We start from the raw sequence: 16877 nt of genomic DNA on the forward strand, positions 1-16877 counted from the left end.
TGCGCAAAGCGCGAGCGTTCAGGCCAGCCGGCCCTCGTGCAGCCGCACCACGCGATCCATCTTGAGCGCCATCCGCTCATTGTGCGTCGCGACCAGCGCCGCCGATCCCTCACCGCGCACGAGGCGCAGGAATTCGGCAAGCACCACGTCAGCGGTCGCTTCGTCGAGATTGCCGGTGGGCTCGTCCGCCAGCACCAGCGCGGGCTTGTTGGCCAGCGCGCGCGCCACCGCGACTCGCTGCTGCTCGCCGCCGGAAAGCTGGCTTGGCCGATGAGTCAGCCGATGACCGAGTCCGAGCGCGGTCAGCAACGACTGGGCCCGCTCATCGGCTTCGGCGCGGCTGCGGTCGCGGATGAGCTGGGGCAGCACGACATTCTCGGTCGCGTTGAAATCGGGCAGCAGGTGATGGAACTGATAGACGAAGCCGAGATAGTCGCGGCGCACCATCGTCCGGCCATGCGCGTCGAGTTGCGCCGCCTCTTCCCCGGCAATGCGGATCGATCCGCCGAACCCGCCCTCGAGCAGGCCGACCGCCTGGAGCAGCGTCGACTTGCCCGATCCAGACGGGCCGAGCAGGGCGACGATCTCCCCCTGCCCAACCGCTAGGTCGACACCGCGCAACACCTCGATCGTCGCGTCCCCCTGGGTGAAGCTCCGAGTCAGGCCTGAAACTGCGAGAACCGCCTTACTCATAGCGCAACACCTGTACGGGATCGGTGCTCGCCGCCTTGAACGCCGGATAGAGCGTGGCGAGGAAGGTAAGCAGGAAAGCGATCAGCACGATCGCGATCATCTCGAACGGATCGGTCTTTGACGGCAGGATCGTCAGGTAGCGGATCGTGGGATCCCACAGATTCTGCCCGCTGATCCACTGGACGAAATCGACCACATTCTGGCGGAAGACCAGGAAGGTGAAGCCAAGCACCAATCCCGCAAGGATACCGAGCACGCCGATCGTCGTGCCCACCGTCATGAAGATCCGGATCATCCCAGTCCGCGTCGCCCCCATGGTGCGCAGGATCGCGATGTCGCGCGTCTTCGCCCGCACCAGCATGATCAGCGACGAGGCGATGTTGAACGCCGCGACCAGGATGATGATGCACAGCACGCAGAACATCACGACCCGCTCGATCGCCAGCGCCTCGAACAATTGAGCGTTCATCTGCCGCCAGTCGGCGATCACTGCCCTGCCCGCGACCTTGTCGGCAAGGGGCGCGAGGATTCTCCCCACCCGGTCGGCATCGGCCGTCTGAAGCTCGACCATGCCCACCGAATCGCCCATCATCAGCAGGGTCTGGGCATCCGGCATCGGCATGACGACATAGGCCTTGTCATAGTCATAGACGCCAATCTCGAAGATCGCGCCGACCGTGTAGGAGACGATGCGCGGCACCGTGCCGAACGGGGTGGTCTGCCCTTGCGGGCTGATCAGCGAAATCTCGCTGCCGACCTGTGCGCCTAGCGCCTCGGCCAGCTTCGATCCGATCGCGATTCTGCCGCTGCCGTCGGTGAGGCTGGCGAGCGATCCCATCACCACCTTCGAATTGATCGTCGCGTTGCGGCGGATGTCCTCCACCCGCATGCCGCGGACCAGCACGGCCTCGACCCGGCCGTTATAGCTCGTCATCAGTGGCTGCTCGATCAGCGGCGTTGCGCTGGTCACGCCGGGCGTCGCCTTTGCGAGGTCGACGACGCGGCGCCAGTCGGGAAGCTCGCCGCCAATGCCCTGCACCACGGCGTGGCCGTTCAGCCCGACGATCTTGTCGAACAATTCGGCCCGAAAGCCGTTCATCACGCTCATCACGATCACCAGCGCGGCGACGCCGAGCATGACGGCGCCGAGGCTGAAACCGGCGACGAGCAGGATGAACGCCTCGCCCTTGCCCGGCAGCAGATAGCGGCGGGCGATCATGCGTTCGTAGCGCGACAGGATCATGATGTTCGGAGCAACCCGTCCGTGTAAGATCGACTCGCTCTAGGCTGCACATGCGCGGCTGGCAACTGAAGCCGCGTGTTGCGCAATCGCCACAGGGTCGCCGCAATCCGCCCCACCCTGCCACATTCCCGGTGACAAAGCGCAGGGTCGATCCTAGCGTTGGGCCACTGAGACACAGGCAACGGCCGTGGTTCGGGGAATGCTTTCAGTTCCGCCCATCAGGGTGTGTAGCGGAAGCGGGACAAGGGGGCTGACGAGCAGTCGTCACGCAGGCGCCCGGGCTGGAAACGGTCCGGGCGTTTGGTTTTTCAAAAAACCGCGATCTTTGCTTCAGGCCAATGGCGGCCCATCAAAAAATGGCACTGGTGCTGGCCGCAACCCCGGCGCGCCGGAGTTGCGGTCCTGCGAAACCGTCAGAAGGATTTGCTGATGGTGCCACCAAAGGTGCGCGGGTCACCGGGCTGGCCGACGATCAGGCCGGTGCTGCCCGACTGAGTCGACAACAGTTCGAAATAATCGCGGTTGAAGGCGTTGCGGACCCAGGCGAAGACGTTGAAGTCATTCTTGCGATAGCCCAGGCGGAAGTTCGACAACGAACCTCCCTCGATCCACGTATAGGCCGAAGGCGACGGGTTCGACGAGAAACGCGAGCGATAACTGCCGTCATAGCCGACATAGACCTCGCCGCCGGATCCGCCGACCGGCACATTATATTCGCCGCCGAACGAGAAGGACCATTTGGAGATGCCCGGCAGACGCTGACCCGAGATATCGCAATAAGCGGGGCTACGGCCACCCGGTGTCCCTGCAGGATCGGTGACGCCACCAGGCGCGGTTGCCGTGCCACCTGAAAGCTCGGGTGGGCATGGCGCATTCTTGAAATCGATATATTTGGCGTCCGTGAACGCCCCGTTGACGTACAGGTTGAGTCGCTTGCTTGGCCGGAAACTGGCATCGAATTCCGCGCCGCGCGACCGGACCTTGCCAGCATTGGCAAGATAGCCGCGGATCACATTGATTGCATTATTGTTTACGGTCGCCTGGTAGTCGGTGATGTCGGTCCAGAATCCGGCCAGATTCAAGGTCAGACGACGGTCCAGGAACTGGGTCTTCAACCCCAGCTCATACGCGTTGACCTTCTCCGGTTTCACGGTCTGCGTGGTAAGGTCGACGCCGGTGCTCGTCGAGTTGAGCGGCAGGCCAGAGAGGTTGATGCCACCCGACTTGAAGCTCCGGGAATAGGTCGCATAGCCGTGAACGTCAGGCGAGAAATCGTAGGACAGCGTGACGTCGCCCGACACGTTCCAGGCGCTGAATCTTGGGCTATAGCGCTGCGGGGCCAGCGTGTTGATCTGGTTCTGGAAGGTCGTCCTGGCGGCACTGCCTGCCGGATTGGCGGCGAGCAGGGCGGCGACATTGTCTGCCGTCGCGACAAAATCATACTGGCTGTTATGGAGGCTGACGACCGCATCGTAGAAGCCGGACTTCTTGTCATAGTTTACGCGAAGACCAGGCTGGATGTGCAGCTTGTCCGTCACTGCCCAGTTGAGCTTGCCGAACACCGCGAAGCTGGTGTTGTCGAAATTGATCGTGTTGGTCGAGGTCAGGCCGTTCAGGACATTGGGATTCGATGCATCCGCGCCGGACAGCAGGAAGCGGCTCGCGGCCGAACCCTGGACCTGTGATCCCTGCGTATTGATGGTTTGATGGAAGAAGAAGGCGCCGACCGTGTAATCGAGCTTGTTCTTGCCGTTCGAGGCGAGCCGGATTTCCTGTGAGACCTGCCTCTGCTGCGACGGATTTTGCGATACCGTCGTGATTGGCAAGCCGGTAAAGTCGCGGTCGTTTTGCGGCTGCCAGTCCCAATAGCGCCAGGCGCTGACCGAGGTCAGCGTCGCCGCGCCGACATCCCAATTGGCGACCAGCGAGACACCGCCTATTTCCTGACGGGAATTGATGCTCGCATCGAGGTCGGTAACCCGATCGAACGGATTCTTGCTGGGCGGCGAATAGCCGAAAGCGGCGGCAAGCGCGTCATATTGGCGAGCAAGCGGCCGCTGGGTGCGACCTACGCGCGCATAATATTGCACGCAGCACTCTGGGTTCTGGACGTTGAAGTCACCGGACAGGGTCAGGTCGAGCGTATCGGTTGCTTTCCACAGCAACGCGCCGCGCAGGCCCAGGTTGCGCTGGCGGTGTAGATACTCGTCACTGGTAACGTCGTAGATCGTTCCCTTGCGCGTGGTCGCGGACGCCGATAGCCGCAACGCCAGATTGTCGGCCAGCGGGCCCGAAGCAGAAGCCTTGGCCTGGACGAAGTCGTAATTGCCGCCGCTCACTTCGACCCTGGCCTCTGGCGAGAAGCTCGGCGCGCGCGTGGTGACGTTGAGCGCGCCCGCCGTGGTGTTCTTGCCGTACAGCGTACCCTGCGGGCCGCGCAGCACCTCGACTCGCTCCACATCGACAAAGTCGAAGGTCGAGGCGCCGATCCGGCCGATATAGACGCCGTCGACATAGAAGCCGACGCCCTGCTCGATGCCGTCGTTGGTCAGGCCGAACGGCGCGCCCAGACCACGGATGTTGATCGCCGAGTTGCGCGGATTGCTCGAATAGAATTGCAGCGACGGCAGCTGCTGCTGAAGCCGGTTGACGTTGAATGCGCCGCTCTTCTGCAATTCCTCGCCACCAATCACCGACAGGGCGATCGGCACTTCCTGCACGCGCTCCGTGCGCCGTCGCGCCGTGACGACGATGTCGCCGGCTCCGCCGGATTTCTCCGCAGCCTCATCCTCCGGTGCCTCATCGACCACAGGCGTCGTGACTGCAGCGGTCGCAGCAACCGCTGACGCCGCACCCGCATCAGTGATCACCACCGTCTGGGAGGCGAGCGCAGTCTGGGCAAGCAACAACATGGGCAGAGTGGCGAGCATTGATATCCCCTTTGGGCTCGTTGGTCCGAGTCGCCACTACAATTCCCATCTAATCGCTATGGTTTCACCCCCGGAAGAACTTGCCGAGCGCAAAGCTGAACTTTCGCCCGCGGAAATCAGCCGTTTCACCTCTTGAACCAGCGACGGAACGCCCCAGATCTGCGGTGCGCGGTGCCGATCGGGCCGCGTGAAGACCGGGTGTCGCGCCGTAGCGGACACCATGACGACCATCTCGCTTTGAATTGAGGAGACTCACATGCGTCAGTTTGATTTGACCCCTTATCGCCGTTCCACCATCGGCTTCGACCGCCTGTTCGACATGCTCGAAGCCAGCGCGCGCCAGTCGGCGGTGGACAATTACCCCCCTTTCAACCTCGAGCGTCTCGCGGAAGACCGTTACCGGATTACGCTTGCCGTAGCCGGCTTCGGTCGCGACGAGATCGAGATTACCGCTCAGCAGAACCTGCTTCAGGTGAAGGGCAACAAGGCCGAGAAGGACGGCGGCACGGCCAATTTCCTGCATCTCGGCATCGCCAACCGCAGTTTCGAGCGCCGTTTCGAGCTGGCCGACTTCGTCCGTGTCGATGATGCGCGGCTCAATGACGGCCTGCTGACGATCGAACTCGTCCGCGAGGTGCCTGAGGCGATGAAGCCCAAGACGGTCGCGATCAAGACGGGCGCGCCGCTCGCCGCGGTCGACGACGGCAGGGACAGCGAAGCGGCATAAGAGCCGTCGCCACTCCAGGCAGAAAGGGCGTCCGGACCATTCCGTCCGGGCGCCCCTTTTTTGTCACATCGCGGAACCCTTGATCCAGATCAACGTTTTAGCGTGAACAGGCTTTGTTCCACGGGGGCTTCAGATGAGAGGGCGAATCGAATCCGTCGAACCGCTGGTCGATTCGGCGCTGCTGACGATCCCGCAGCCGGAAATGAGGCTGGCGGAAAGTCCCGAGGTGGCCACGCTGCACAGGCTGGCCGAACGGTGCCGCCGGCTGGCGACCACCGTCGGGGATCGCCATACCGTCGAAACTCTCATCACCATGGCTCAGGAATATGAGGCCCAGGCCGACCTGGCCGACACGTCTCACTAACGGACGGCTCGCGCTCCGGCCTGTGGATTGACCGCCTCTAGACCAGCCGCGATTGTCTTACCGCCGCCCCGATGAAGCTCGCGAACAGCGGATGCGGATCGAATGGCTTCGACTTCAGTTCGGGATGGAACTGCACACCGACGAACCAGGGATGGTCGGGCCGCTCGACGATTTCCGGCAGCATGCCGTCCGGCGACATGCCCGAAAAAACCAGCCCGCCCTTTTCCAGCGCGTCGCGATAGCCGGTATTGACCTCATAGCGATGCCGGTGCCGCTCCGAGATATCGGTCGCGTCGTAGATCGAGGCGACCACGCTGTTGCCATCGAGCTTCGCGTCATAGGCACCGAGCCGCATCGTGCCGCCCAGATCGCCGCCTTCCTCGCGCTTTTCGATACCGGCCCCGGTCATCCATTCGGTGATCATGCCGACGACCGGCTCATCGGTCGGGCCGAACTCAGTCGAGCTTGCATCCTTGATGCCGGCCAGATTCCGCGCACCCTCGACACAGGCCATCTGCATGCCGAAGCAGATTCCGAAATAGGGGATTTCCCGCTCGCGCGCGAACCGGACGCTGGCGATCTTGCCCTCGGCACCGCGTTCGCCGAACGCACCGGGAACCAGGATCGCGTTCATCGGCTCCAGCTTGGCCGCAATATCGTTGTCCTCGGACTCGAACAACTCGGCGTCTATCCACTCGATGTTGACCTTGACCCGGTTGGCGATGCCGCCATGCACCAGCGCCTCGTTCAGTGACTTGTACGCGTCCTGCAGCCCGACATATTTGCCGACCACGCCGACCGTGACCTCGCCTTCCGGATTTGTCAGGCGATCAACGATGTCAGACCAGCGCGACAGGTCGGGCGCCGGGCCGGGTTCGATGTCGAAAGCCCGGAGAACCTCGGCATCCAGGCCTTCCGCATGATACTGCATCGGCACGGCGTAGATGCTTTTCGCGTCGAGCGCCGGGATAACCGCTTCCTTGCGGACGTTGCAGAACAGGGCGATCTTGGCCCGGTCGCTGGCCGGAAGCGGCTGCTCGCACCGGCAGACCAGCACGTCGGGCTGGACGCCAAGCGCCGCGAGTTCGCGCACTGAATGCTGGGTCGGCTTGGTCTTCAACTCGCCCGCCGCCGCGATGTACGGCACCAGGGTGACATGGATGCTGACCGACTGGCCACGGCCAAGATCGTTCCTGAGCTGACGGATCGCCTCGATGAACGGCAGCGATTCGATATCGCCGACGGTGCCGCCGATCTCGCACAGCACGAAGTCGAGATCGTCGGTCTCGGCCTGCGCGAATTCCTTGATCGCGTCGGTGACGTGCGGGATCACCTGCACGGTCGCGCCGAGATAGTCGCCGCGGCGTTCCCGCGTGATGATCTGCTGATAGATGCGGCCGGAGGTGATGTTGTCCGACTGGCGCGAGGCGACGCCGGTGAACCGCTCATAATGGCCGAGATCGAGATCGGTCTCCGCCCCGTCGTCGGTCACATAGACTTCGCCATGCTGATAGGGCGACATCGTGCCGGGATCGACGTTCAGATAGGGGTCGAACTTGCGGATGCGCACGCGATACCCGCGCGCCTGCAGGAGAGCAGCAAGGCTCGCCGCCATCAAACCTTTACCGAGCGAGGAGACCACGCCGCCGGTGATAAAAATAAACCGCGCCATGGGAGAAAAGGCCTAGCGTCAACATGGGTCGCGCGACAAGCGCGCGACTCCACTTCCATTACAAAAAAATGCGAAGGGGGCCCGCGCTTACTGCGCGAGCGGGACCGCGCTGTTGCTGGCGGGTGCCGGTGCGGTCGTGGGTTGCGCCGTCGGTGGCGGCGGCAGGACGCCAGCCGCAGCAGGAGGCGTCCTGGCCAGGGTCGGATCGATCTTGGCGGTGTTGTGGCCCATCGAGGCAATCACCGCGAGGACAATCGCCAGTCCGACGAACAACGATGCCAGAATAGAGGTCGCGCGAGTCAGGAAATCCGCCGCGCCCCGCGCCGACATCAGGCCGGAGGGGCTGCCGCCCATGCCAAGCCCGCCGCCTTCCGAGCGCTGCATCAGGATCACGGTCACCAGGCTGGCGGCGATGATCGCATGGACGACGAGAAGGAACTTGAACATGAACGGGCGCAACCTGTGGCTTGGGAAGGCGGGCACATAGGCGAGCGAAGGCTCGCGATCAACCGCAACCGGAAACAGGCGGGCCGGACATTTCGTTTCCGCACTGAAACCACTGGCGATTATGAACGTTATAAGTCTGGTGCCCCAACGTGCGGGGCCTGGGCAAATGTGGAATTTCTTCGTGGCCACTCTTCCTGATCGATCGCTTGGCGGCTGGATGCGGACGCTGGTGGATTATGTGAGGTCGGGCGAGCCCGATCTGACCAACCGGCAGATGGCGCTGTTGCTGGTGGTATATCTCAATCCCGGTCCCCATACTGTGCGTGGACTCGCGCGTGTGCTGAACGTTTCGAAGCCGGTAGTGACGCGCGCCTTGAACAGGCTCGGTTCGCTCGGCTATCTGCGCCGACAGCGTGACGAAACCGACAAGCGCAACATATTCGTCGCGCGCACGTCTGAAGGGGCAGAATTTCTTGAAGAGTTTGGCCAGTTTATCGGTGATGCCGAACAGCCAGTCCACCAGCGGGCCTCAGCGTAGGAGCTTCGCGCTTCTCGGGCCGTCCGCCGTCCTGGATCCGTTGCACGACGCCGTCAGGCGCGATGTCGCTGACATCCGCCTCGCCGACCGGGTGTTCGCCCCGCACTACGCCGCCCCCATGCCGCGTCGGATCGCGATTCAGGCGTCGCTTCTCGCAACCAGTGCCGACGATGCGGCGATCCTGGCCGTGCTTCGTCCCGGCGATATCTTCGAGGTGCTTGATATCGCCGGCGGCAAGGCCTGGGGCATTGCGGTGGCGCAGAAACTGGTAGGCTATATCGACTCAGCCGCGCTGGAGCCCGCACAATGACAGTGAAGGTCTTTATCGACGGCGCGGCCGGGACGACCGGCCTGGAGATTGGCGACCGGCTGGGCGGTCGCGACGACATCGAGTTGCTGACCTTGAGCGAATCGCGCCGCAAGGACGCGAAGGCCCGCGCGAAGCTGCTCAATGATGCCGATTTCGTCATTCTCTGCCTGCCCGACGATGCCGCGCGCGAAGCGGTCACGCTGATCGAGAACAGCCACACCCGGGTGATCGATGCCTCGACGGCCCACCGTGTCGGTGAAGGCTGGACTTATGGCTTTCCGGAGCTCGAGCCCGGCCAGATGACAGCGATCGCCGAGGCCTCGCGCGTTTCCAATCCCGGTTGCTATCCGACCGGATTCCTCGCGCTCGTCCGGCCGCTGGTGCGTGCGGGTCTGATCCCGGTCGACTGGCCCATCTCGGTCAATGCAGTCTCCGGCTATTCGGGCGGCGGCAAGTCGATGATCGCCGAGTTCGAAGGGCCCAACCCGCCACCCGCAGCGCGCCCCTATGCGCTGGGCCTGGCGCACAAGCATGTGCCCGAGATGCAGAAGCATGCCCGGCTTGAGCATCTGCCGATCTTCACGCCTTCAGTCGTCAATACCTATCGCGGCATGATCGTCGAGGTGCCGCTGCCGCTCCACATGTTCGTGCGGCGCCCGACGCTCGTGGCCTGCGAGACGGTCCTGCGCGAGGCCTACAGGGATTCGCCGATCGTCCGGGTGGTGGAGGCTGATGCCGATACCGTGGCGATCGAGGACGATGCCGGCACCGACCGGCTGACCCTTCGCGTCTGCGGCAATGCCGAGACCGGTCAGGCTCGCCTGATCGCGACGCTCGACAATCTCGGCAAGGGCGCTGCCGGGGCCGCCGTCCAGAACCTCAACATCATGGCCGGATTCGACCCCGTCGCCGGATTGGCGCTTTAATCCGCCGGGCCGACTGCGTATTCACCTTGGCCCGGCGCGCCCGCGTCTGTTAGGCGCATCGGCTACACGGCCATCAGGAGACATTATGCGCGACCCGGTAGGCAAGCTTCTGCTGTTCGGTGCGACGGGAGACCTCGCGCAACGCATGTTGCTGCCGTCACTCTATGGGCTTCACGCCGACGGGCTCCTGCCCGCCGGCCTGACCATCACGGGTACGGCCCGGTCCGACCATGACGATGCGAGCTATCGCAAGTTCGCGAAGCACGCCCTTGACGAGTTCCTTCCCGAGGACCGCAAGGACGAGAAGGCGGTCAAGAGCTTCCTGGAACGCATCGGCTATCAGGCATTGGATGCGACCGACCTCACCCATTATGATCTGCTGGCGAAGAAGGTGGGCGACGTCTCGGACGGCCTCGCCATCTTCCTGTCGACCGCGCCGTCGCTGTTCGAGCCGGTAATCCGCGGGCTCGAATCGGCTGGGCTGGCAGGAGACACCGTTCGCATCGGCCTGGAAAAGCCGCTCGGCTACGATCTGGCGTCAAGTCGGGAGATCAACGACACGGTCGCGAGCGCCTTTCCGGAGAACCGGACTTTCCGGATCGACCATTATCTCGGCAAGGAGACGGTCCAGAACATCCTGGCGCTCCGGTTCGGCAACAGCTTTTTCGAGCCGGTGTGGAACGCGCAGGGCATCGACAATATCCAGATCACGATCTCGGAGACGGTCGGGCTGGAGGATCGCGCCGGTTATTACGACACGGCCGGCGCGTTGCGCGACATGGTCGCCAACCACATGCTGCAGCTGCTCGCGCTGATCGCGATGGAGCCCCCTGCCCGCTTCGACGGTACGGCAATCCGCGACGAGAAGGCGAAAGTGTTCCGTTCGCTCCGCAAGATGAAGCCGGAGGAGGTGCCCCACGCCACCGTAACGGGCCAATATACCCAGGGCGCGGTCAATGGCGAGATCGTGAAGGGCTATATCGAGGAACTGGGCAAGCCTTCGACCACCGAGACCTTCGTCGCGATCAAGGCGCATGTCGACAACTGGCGCTGGCAGGGCGTGCCCTTCTATCTCCGCACCGGCAAGCGCATGCCGAACCGGCATTCGGAGATCGCGATCCAGTTCAAGGCGGTGCCGCATTCGATGTTCGCCAGCCGCGGCGGGCTGCTCCAGCCCAACATGCTGGTCATCCGACTCCAGCCCGAGGAATATATCCAGTTGCTGGTGATGGCCAAGGAACCTGGCCTCGACCGTGACGGCATCAGGCTGCGCGAGGTGCCGCTGAACCTGAGCCTCGACGCTGAATTCGCCGGCACGCGTCGCCGCATCGCCTACGAACGGTTGCTGCTCGACCTGATCGAGGGCGATCCCACCTTGTTCGTCCGACGCGACGAGGTAGAGGCACAATGGGAGTGGATCGACGCGATCCGCGCCGGCTGGACCGCCAATGACGTGAAGCCCAAAAGCTATGGGTCGGGCACCTGGGGTCCTTCCGCGGCAATCGCGCTGACCGAGCGCGACGGGGTGACCTGGCAGGACGATTGAGCGACCGACCCTGTCGGGCCCCCGTATCGAGACACATGTTCCTCGATACGCCATCCCGACAAGCCCGAGAGCACTCGGGACGAACGGCAAACATTAGGACGAAGCATGAGCGAAGAAATCGAATGGTGGGATTATGACGACGCGGCCGAGATGGCGGCAGCCGTCGCGGGCGACATCGGCTTCGTGATCGAAAGTGCGATCGATGCGCGCGGCGGGTGCGTCATCGCGCTCGCGGGCGGCAAGACGCCGCTGCCGATCTACGAGAAGCTCGCCGCGACCAAGCTCGACTGGAAGCGCGTGACGATCATCCCGACCGACGAGCGTATCGTGCCGCTCGGCGATCCGCTGTCCAACATCACCGCGATCGGCAAGGCGTTCCTGCCCAAGGGCGCGCGCGTGATCCCGATCGTGAGCGAGTCGGCGAAGGATTATCGCGCGGCCGGCAAGGCAGCCGATGCGCGGCTCGCCGACCATCACTGGCCGCTCGACCTCTGCTTGCTCGGCGTCGGCGAGGACGGGCATACCGCCTCGATCTTCCCCGGCCCCGACTATGAAGAAGCCATTGCCGGTCCGCACGAACGCCGCGCGCTCGGGGTCATGCCCGATCCCCTGCCCGCCGATGCGCCCGTCGCACGGATCACGCTGAGCCGCGCCGCGATCGTCTCGGCCAAGGCGCTGATGATCGCCGTCACTGGCGACAAGAAGCGCAAGGTGATCGAGCAGGCGATCAAGCAGGGCCCGTCCTCCTCCTATCCCATCGGGCGCGTGCTGGCCGATGCGGAACTGCCGGTCGACATCCATTGGAGCCCGGCATGACGCTTCACGCCGATGTGAGCGCGGCCACCGACCGGATCATTGCCCGGTCGAAGCCGACCCGCGACGCCTATCTGGCGCTGATCCGGCGCGAGCGCGACAATCATGTCGACCGGCCCGCCCTCGGCTGCGCCAACCTCGCGCACGGCTATGCCGGCACCGAGGAAGACCGCGAGACGATGAAGGCAGGCGGCCGAATGAACATCGGCATCGTCACCTCGTACAACGACATGCTCTCTGCGCACGCGACCTACTATCGCTATCCCGAGCAGATGAAGGTCTGGGCGCGCGAAGCCGGGGCCACCGCACAGGTGGCGGGCGGCGTGCCGGCGATGTGCGACGGGGTGACCCAGGGCTATGCCGGCATGGAATTGTCGCTGTTCAGCCGCGACACCATCGCCCTGTCGACCGCCGTCGCGCTCAGCCACGGCATGTTCGAGGGCGCGGCGCTGCTCGGCATCTGCGACAAGATCGTGCCGGGCCTGCTGATGGGGGCATTGCGCTTCGGCCATCTGCCGATGATCCTGGTCCCCGGCGGACCGATGCGGTCGGGGCTGCCCAACAAGGAAAAAGCGGCCGTCCGCGAACAGTTCGCCGAAGGCAAGGCGACTCGCGAGGACCTTCTCGACGCTGAGATCGCCGCCTATCATTCGAAGGGCACCTGCACCTTCTACGGCACGGCCAATTCGAACCAGATGATGATGGAGGTGATGGGCCTGCACATGCCCGGCGCCGCCTTCGCCAATCCCGGCACCAAGCTGCGCCAGGAACTGACTCGCGCCGCGGTCCATCAACTGGCGAAGATCGGCTGGAGCGGTGACGATTATCGCCCGCTTGGCGAATGCGTCGATGAAAAGGCGATCGTGAACGCGGCGATCGGCCTGCTCGCCACGGGCGGATCGACCAATCACCTGATCCATCTTCCCGCCATCGCGGCGGCGGCGGGAATCGTGATCGACTGGGAGGATTTCGACCGGCTGTCGCGCGCCGTGCCGCTGATCGCGCGCGTCTATCCCAACGGGTCGGCCGATGTGAACGGCTTCGAGGATGCAGGCGGCATGGCCTATGTCATCCGCGAGCTGCTCGACGCGGGCATGCTTCATCGGGACTTGATGACGGTCGCCGGGGATGACATGACAACGTACGCCAAGCGCCCGGCCATCAAGGACGAGGCGCTGGTATGGGGGGATGTCGGTGCCAGCGGTGACGAGACGATTCTGCGCCCGGCCGCCGCGCCCTTCGCGCCCGAGGGCGGTTTCCGCATCCTCACCGGCAATCTCGGCCGGGCCTGCATCAAGGTGAGCGCGGTGGAGCGGGATCGCTGGACGATCGAGGCACCATGCCGGGTCTTCGCCGACCAGCTCGACGTGCAGGCCGCCTTCAAGGCAGGCGAGCTCGAACGCGATGTCGTGGTGGTCGTGCGTTTCCAGGGGCCCCGCGCCAACGGCATGCCCGAACTGCACAAACTCACCCCGCCGCTCGGCGTGCTGCAGAATCGCGGTTTCCGCGTCGCGCTCGTGACCGACGGGCGCATGTCCGGCGCCAGCGGCAAGGTGCCCTGCGCGATCCATTGCTCGCCCGAGGCGCTTAGCGAGGGCCCGCTCGCGAAGCTGCGCGACGGCGACATCATCCGGATGTCGGCCGATACCGGTGAGCTGGTCGCACTGGTCGATCCCGGGGAATGGGCCGCGCGGCCTTTCGCCGAAGTACCGGCCGCCGCCCAGGGGATGGGCCGCGAGCTTTTCGCCATGTTCCGCGGCGGCGCCAATGAAGCAGAAAAGGGCGCCTCAGCGATGCTCGCCGCAATGGGATGGTAGGAATGGAAGTCGTCGCAGTCGATATCGGCGGAACTCACGTCCGTTTCGCCATCGCTGAAGTCGCGGAGGGCCGTGTCGTCTCGCTCGGCCAGCCCGCGACCCTGAAGACCGCCGAATATGCCAGCCTGCAGACTGCCTGGCAGGCGTTCGGCGCTTCCCTCGATCGCCCCATGCCCCGCGCGGCGGCCATCGCCGTTGCCTCCCCGGTCGGCGGCGACCTGATCAAGCTGACCAACAATCCGTGGATCATCCGCCCAGCGCTGGTGCGCGAGCGCCTCGAGGTTGACGAGTTCGTCCTGATCAATGATTTCGGCGCGGTCGGCCATGCCGCGGCACAGATGCATGACGACAGTTTCCTGCATCTCTGCGGCCCCGACGAGCCCTTCACGACGCACGGCGTGATCACGGTCTGCGGTCCGGGCACCGGGCTCGGGGTCGCCTACATCCTGCGCGCGCCAAACGGCTACCACGTCATCGAGACGGAGGGCGGCCATGTCGATTTCTCCCCGCTCGACGAGATCGAGGACGCGATGCTCAAGCGGCTGCGCAAGACCTATACCCGCGTTTCGACCGAACGGATCGTCGCCGGCCCCGGCATCGTCACCATCTACGAAACGCTGGCCGAGATCGAGGGCCGCGCGGTGCAGCGGCTCGACGACAAGGCGATCTGGACCGAGGCGCTCGACGGCGAGGACAGCCTTGCGCTTGCCGCGCTCGATCGCTTCTGCCTCAGCCTCGGCGCGGTGGCGGGGGATCTCGCCCTGGCGCAGGGCGCCAAGGGCGTGGTCATCGCCGGTGGACTGGGTCTCCGGCTCAAGGATCATCTCGCCCGATCGGGCTTTGCCGAACGATTTGCCGCAAAAGGGCGTTTCCGTACGATGCTCGAGGCGATACCGGTGAAGCTCATCACTCACCCCCAGCCCGGCCTGTTCGGCGCCGCGGCCGCCTTTGCCCAGGAGCATGCCCGATGAGCGGTATCGAAACGATCATGCGGACGAGCGCCGTGATCCCCGTGCTGGTGATCGAGGATGCGGCGACGGCGCGCCCGCTGGCGGAGGCGCTGGTCGCCGGCGGGCTCAAGGTGCTTGAGGTGACGATGCGCACCGCCGCCGCGCTCGACGCGATCCGCGAGATGAAGCAGGTGCCCGGCGCGATCGTCGGTGCCGGCACCGTCGTCTCGACCGAGCAGTTCGAGCAGGTGATGGACGCTGGCGCCGAGTTCATCGTCTCGCCCGGCCTTACCGAACGGCTGGCGACGCCGATCGTCGACAGCGGCGTGCCCTATCTGCCCGGGATCGCCACCGCCGGCGACATCATGCGCGGGCTTGATCTCGGGCTCGAACATTTCAAGTTCTTCCCCGCCGAAACCTCAGGCGGGCTCAAGGCGCTGAAAGCACTCGCCGCGCCCTTCTATCAGTGCAAATTCTGCCCGACCGGCGGCATTACTGAAGCAAGCGCGCCAGACTGGCTGTCCTTCGGCCCCGTGCTGTGCGTCGGCGGAAGCTGGGTGACCGGCGGGACGATGGCCGAGGTCGAGGCGAAGGCGCGCGCCGCGTCAGGCTTGCGGGGCTGAGACCGGCCGGGCGACCGGCTGGTCATTCACCCAGTCGGGCGCCCGCGTCAGGACAGCGTCGACGATCGTCCATAACAGGGCAGCGTCACGCACCGCCACCGCGACCAGAATCGCGGTCTGCCCGGTGGCAGGCCAGGCACCTTCCATCCCGGCGAACATCCAGAACTCGGCGAAATAGGCGAGCATGTCCCCGACGATGAATAGCGCGACCGGCCAGAGCCGGCGCGACGTCACCAGCATCAGCGGCAGAATCCACAGGTCGAATTGCGGCGAATAGACCTTGTTGACGAGCAAAAACCACGCAACGATGGGGGTGAACAGCACCCAGAGGTTAAGCCAGTGCCGCCGGGCGCCCGTCGCGACGATCGCCCCGGCGCCGGCCAGGAACAGAATGGCCGACCACAGGTTACGCTGTTCGATCGTCGTCTGGAGCAGGTTGAACTGGCTCGCCAGCTCCCACAGGGACCCGGCAGTGCTCCCCCGGCTGCTGGAGAAAAGGTAGAATTCAAGCCAGTTCGCGCGAGCGAATATCGCGGCGGGCAGGTTGACGGCGCCCCAGGCGACGACGGCAGCCGCGATGAGGATCACCACCGTATGAATCCTGCGCTCGATCAGCGGACGAAGCCCGAGCAGGGGAAGCAACAGCAGCGGAAAGAGCTTGGCGGCTCCGCCAAGCGCGGCAAGCCCCGCCGCATAGGTCAGCCGCCCGCGCCGCGCCAGCGCCACCGCGCCGACCGCCAGCGCGATCGCGAGGATGTCCCAGTTATGCCCGATATAAAGGATCAGCGGCGGGGCCAGCGCCCAGCACCACAGGCGCGATCGAGCCAGTCCCATCGACCATAAAAGCCAGGTCACCAGCAGGGCGATCACCGTGTTCACCAGGGCGACGACGAAAAGAAAATGCGGCGCTGACGCCATACGGCCGAACAGTCCGGCAGTGATGCGCCCGTCGAGATAGATCAGCGCGCCGGTAAGCACGGGATATTCCATCCGCGCCTCGAAATAGGGCAGTTTCCCCGCCGCGATCTCGCGCCCGCCCCAGAAGGGCATCGCATCCGAATAACAGCCAGTCGTATATTGCTCGGATGCGGTCCAGCCTCCGTCGTCGAAGGTGCAATGCGCCTTGAATAGCCAGCCGAGACTACAGGTGAGGAAGGTCGCGATCAGCAGCGCGACGAGCAGGCCATCCGGCCGGACGAGACGAAGGCGCCGCGAGGCGGTCGCGACGTCAGCCGTGCCCGAGTTGATTGTCACGATCTGCCCCCGACTGCCCTGCTC

At 64.6% G+C, this 16877-nt stretch carries 16 protein-coding genes; 10 read left to right on the plus strand and 6 right to left on the minus strand.

The window, feature by feature from the left end; translation table 11 throughout:
• Positions 1-18: 18 nt before the first annotated feature.
• The 3 genes from NDN01_RS08890 to NDN01_RS08900 form a co-directional block, all read right to left on the minus strand.
• On the minus strand, positions 19-693 hold the full coding sequence (locus NDN01_RS08890; RefSeq protein WP_272626997.1) for an ABC transporter ATP-binding protein: 675 nt from the start codon (positions 691-693) through the stop codon (positions 19-21).
• A complete protein-coding gene (locus tag NDN01_RS08895) occupies positions 686-1936 on the minus strand; it encodes a lipoprotein-releasing ABC transporter permease subunit (protein ID WP_272626999.1) in 1251 nt (416 codons plus the stop codon). Before NDN01_RS08895 ends, NDN01_RS08890 begins: the two co-directional genes overlap by 8 nt.
• 413 nt (positions 1937-2349) lie before the next feature.
• Positions 2350-4866 (minus strand): TonB-dependent receptor, encoded by a 2517-nt coding sequence (locus NDN01_RS08900; RefSeq protein WP_272627001.1) that lies wholly within the window; start codon positions 4864-4866, stop codon positions 2350-2352.
• Positions 4867-5122: 256 nt separating this feature from the next.
• Between NDN01_RS08900 and NDN01_RS08905 the strand changes: the two genes are divergently transcribed.
• Together NDN01_RS08905 and NDN01_RS08910 are read left to right on the plus strand one after the other, a co-directional pair.
• A complete protein-coding gene (locus NDN01_RS08905; protein WP_272627003.1) occupies positions 5123-5593 on the plus strand; it encodes an Hsp20 family protein in 471 nt (156 codons plus the stop codon).
• Between the two features lie 133 nt (positions 5594-5726).
• Complete coding sequence (locus NDN01_RS08910; protein WP_272627005.1) at positions 5727-5957, plus strand: hypothetical protein; 231 nt, start codon at positions 5727-5729, stop codon at positions 5955-5957.
• 37 nt (positions 5958-5994) lie between these two features.
• On the opposite strand, the gene NDN01_RS08915 is transcribed toward NDN01_RS08910, so the two are convergent.
• The gene (locus NDN01_RS08915; protein WP_272627007.1) at positions 5995-7629 is read right to left on the minus strand and encodes a CTP synthase; all 1635 of its coding nucleotides are present in this window, start codon (positions 7627-7629) and stop codon (positions 5995-5997) included.
• 87 nt (positions 7630-7716) lie between these two features.
• Positions 7717-8076, minus strand: a complete 360-nt coding sequence (gene secG / locus NDN01_RS08920) for a preprotein translocase subunit SecG (RefSeq protein WP_272627009.1) — start codon at positions 8074-8076, stop codon at positions 7717-7719.
• Positions 8077-8293: 217 nt separating this feature from the next.
• Between secG and NDN01_RS08925 the strand changes: the two genes are divergently transcribed.
• The 8 genes from NDN01_RS08925 to eda all read left to right on the plus strand — a co-directional run bounded on the left by NDN01_RS08925 (position 8294) and on the right by eda (position 15599).
• On the plus strand, positions 8294-8614 hold the full coding sequence (locus NDN01_RS08925) for a MarR family transcriptional regulator (protein ID WP_272628123.1): 321 nt from the start codon (positions 8294-8296) through the stop codon (positions 8612-8614).
• A 40-nt stretch (positions 8615-8654) separates the two neighbouring features.
• On the plus strand, positions 8655-8924 hold the full coding sequence (locus NDN01_RS08930; protein ID WP_336298360.1) for an SH3 domain-containing protein: 270 nt from the start codon (positions 8655-8657) through the stop codon (positions 8922-8924).
• Positions 8921-9850, plus strand: coding sequence for an N-acetyl-gamma-glutamyl-phosphate reductase (gene argC, locus NDN01_RS08935; protein ID WP_272627012.1), 930 nt, complete (start codon positions 8921-8923; stop codon positions 9848-9850). The genes NDN01_RS08930 and argC overlap by 4 nt, the downstream gene beginning before the upstream one ends.
• Positions 9851-9935: 85 nt before the next feature.
• Positions 9936-11396, plus strand: a complete 1461-nt coding sequence (gene zwf, locus NDN01_RS08940) for a glucose-6-phosphate dehydrogenase (RefSeq protein WP_272627014.1) — start codon at positions 9936-9938, stop codon at positions 11394-11396.
• A gap of 105 nt (positions 11397-11501) precedes the next feature.
• Positions 11502-12212: a 6-phosphogluconolactonase gene (gene pgl, locus NDN01_RS08945; RefSeq protein WP_272627016.1), complete on the plus strand. Its 711-nt coding sequence runs from the start codon at positions 11502-11504 to the stop codon at positions 12210-12212.
• On the plus strand, positions 12209-14026 hold the full coding sequence (gene edd / locus NDN01_RS08950; protein ID WP_272627018.1) for a phosphogluconate dehydratase: 1818 nt from the start codon (positions 12209-12211) through the stop codon (positions 14024-14026). The genes pgl and edd overlap by 4 nt, the downstream gene beginning before the upstream one ends.
• A gap of 2 nt (positions 14027-14028) precedes the next feature.
• Positions 14029-14997, plus strand: coding sequence for a glucokinase (gene glk / locus NDN01_RS08955; RefSeq protein WP_272627020.1), 969 nt, complete (start codon positions 14029-14031; stop codon positions 14995-14997).
• On the plus strand, positions 14994-15599 hold the full coding sequence (eda, locus tag NDN01_RS08960) for a bifunctional 4-hydroxy-2-oxoglutarate aldolase/2-dehydro-3-deoxy-phosphogluconate aldolase (RefSeq protein WP_272627022.1): 606 nt from the start codon (positions 14994-14996) through the stop codon (positions 15597-15599). The genes glk and eda overlap by 4 nt, the downstream gene beginning before the upstream one ends.
• On the opposite strand, the gene NDN01_RS08965 is transcribed toward eda, so the two are convergent.
• Positions 15582-16853 (minus strand): hypothetical protein, encoded by a 1272-nt coding sequence (locus tag NDN01_RS08965; RefSeq protein ID WP_272627024.1) that lies wholly within the window; start codon positions 16851-16853, stop codon positions 15582-15584. The two genes, eda and NDN01_RS08965, sit on opposite strands and share 18 nt — an antisense overlap.
• Positions 16854-16877 lie beyond the last annotated feature (24 nt).

Origin of the sequence: Sphingomonas sp. QA11, assembly GCF_028473665.1 — a bacterium.
Taxonomy (GTDB): Bacteria; Pseudomonadota; Alphaproteobacteria; order Sphingomonadales; family Sphingomonadaceae; genus Sphingomonas; species Sphingomonas phytovorans.

What these genes read in the sequence shown, in the direction of transcription:
- NDN01_RS08925 (WP_272628123.1), top strand. Translation starts at nt 8,294, where the DNA reads ATGCGGACGCTGGTGGATTATGTGAGGTCGGGCGAGCCCGATCTGACC.
- NDN01_RS08890 (WP_272626997.1), bottom strand. Translation starts at nt 693, where the DNA reads ATGAGTAAGGCGGTTCTCGCAGTTTCAGGCCTGACTCGGAGCTTCACC.
- eda (WP_272627022.1), top strand. Translation starts at nt 14,994, where the DNA reads ATGAGCGGTATCGAAACGATCATGCGGACGAGCGCCGTGATCCCCGTG.
- NDN01_RS08915 (WP_272627007.1), bottom strand. Translation starts at nt 7,629, where the DNA reads ATGGCGCGGTTTATTTTTATCACCGGCGGCGTGGTCTCCTCGCTCGGT.
- NDN01_RS08900 (WP_272627001.1), bottom strand. Translation starts at nt 4,866, where the DNA reads ATGCTCGCCACTCTGCCCATGTTGTTGCTTGCCCAGACTGCGCTCGCC.
- glk (WP_272627020.1), top strand. Translation starts at nt 14,029, where the DNA reads ATGGAAGTCGTCGCAGTCGATATCGGCGGAACTCACGTCCGTTTCGCC.
- NDN01_RS08910 (WP_272627005.1), top strand. Translation starts at nt 5,727, where the DNA reads ATGAGAGGGCGAATCGAATCCGTCGAACCGCTGGTCGATTCGGCGCTG.
- NDN01_RS08895 (WP_272626999.1), bottom strand. Translation starts at nt 1,936, where the DNA reads ATGATCCTGTCGCGCTACGAACGCATGATCGCCCGCCGCTATCTGCTG.
- argC (WP_272627012.1), top strand. Translation starts at nt 8,921, where the DNA reads ATGACAGTGAAGGTCTTTATCGACGGCGCGGCCGGGACGACCGGCCTG.
- zwf (WP_272627014.1), top strand. Translation starts at nt 9,936, where the DNA reads ATGCGCGACCCGGTAGGCAAGCTTCTGCTGTTCGGTGCGACGGGAGAC.
- NDN01_RS08905 (WP_272627003.1), top strand. Translation starts at nt 5,123, where the DNA reads ATGCGTCAGTTTGATTTGACCCCTTATCGCCGTTCCACCATCGGCTTC.
- secG (WP_272627009.1), bottom strand. Translation starts at nt 8,076, where the DNA reads ATGTTCAAGTTCCTTCTCGTCGTCCATGCGATCATCGCCGCCAGCCTG.
- edd (WP_272627018.1), top strand. Translation starts at nt 12,209, where the DNA reads ATGACGCTTCACGCCGATGTGAGCGCGGCCACCGACCGGATCATTGCC.
- pgl (WP_272627016.1), top strand. Translation starts at nt 11,502, where the DNA reads ATGAGCGAAGAAATCGAATGGTGGGATTATGACGACGCGGCCGAGATG.